Source organism: Pseudomonas avellanae BPIC 631 (assembly GCF_000444135.1).
Taxonomy (GTDB): Bacteria; Pseudomonadota; Gammaproteobacteria; order Pseudomonadales; family Pseudomonadaceae; genus Aquipseudomonas; species Aquipseudomonas avellanae.
In genome coordinates this window covers 1-814 of the sequence record NZ_ATDK01000501.1, presented here as the reverse complement: position 1 = coordinate 814, position 814 = coordinate 1, and the positions used below count along the sequence as shown (strand labels likewise).

Sequence of the window (814 nt, the reverse complement as noted above, 5' to 3'; positions counted from 1 at the left end):
TGTTGTGTGAGAACTCCAACAATACGGGCCTGTTCTCATAGGGATCAATAGGTTACGTCGAAACGGGAACAGACCCTAAGCGCTGTCAAAGACTTTTTCGCCGACGAACACTGTATGGTTATAAAACCCAGCGTCGATCAGCGGTCAATCGATTTGCTTATGTCGGGTCTGGACATGAAAAAAACAGGCGAACTGGCCGTTCGCTTGCTGCGTCGCGCACAGCGTTTGTATCTACACACCATCACCAGCCGTATCGAAACTGGTGATAGTGTGGTCAGCGTCACGTTCGAAGATGGACGATTCCGTGAATATGACTATGTGATGAGGCTTGGATCTGTCTCTGCCAGTCTTTTAAAAGGTCATGCGCATGACTCAGAGCTGAATGGCAATGTCTGGACACAACGAGCAAATTTCGGCATGCATGAGACCATTAGTTTGACCGCCAGCACCCCTTCTATTGAGCAGCCACTCTTACTTTTTGCAGCAACACTTACAGAGCAACAGCTCATTGACCGTCTGGCTTGGCTATTCACAGACGCTACAATGACGCACCTGCAACCTTACGTAGACCAAGCCATGATCAACGAAAATCACGAAAGAGCGCAGGGTTCATTTACCAACTCAAGCAGTCGTGCTATTTACCTATCAAGGGTCAACATCGCACAGGTCTTACTACTGAAAAAGACTATCGCCAAAGTGATACGGACGACAGACAGGGCGGTTTCAGAGGCTGAGTGCAACACCCGGCTATTGAGTTAGGGATGGACTCTCATGATGCTTGGACATCATTGCCGTCATCATTTCGATAGGGCAT

Annotated in this window: 1 protein-coding gene; it reads left to right on the top strand. The window is 48.5% G+C overall.

The genetic code is table 11. The features are described 5' to 3' along the window. Positions 1-114: 114 nt before the first annotated feature. Positions 115-759 carry a hypothetical protein gene (locus tag DW49_RS0124220; protein WP_024421487.1) on the top strand — a complete coding sequence of 215 codons (645 nt, stop codon included), beginning with the start codon at positions 115-117 and terminating at the stop codon, positions 757-759. Positions 760-814: the final 55 nt, after the last annotated feature.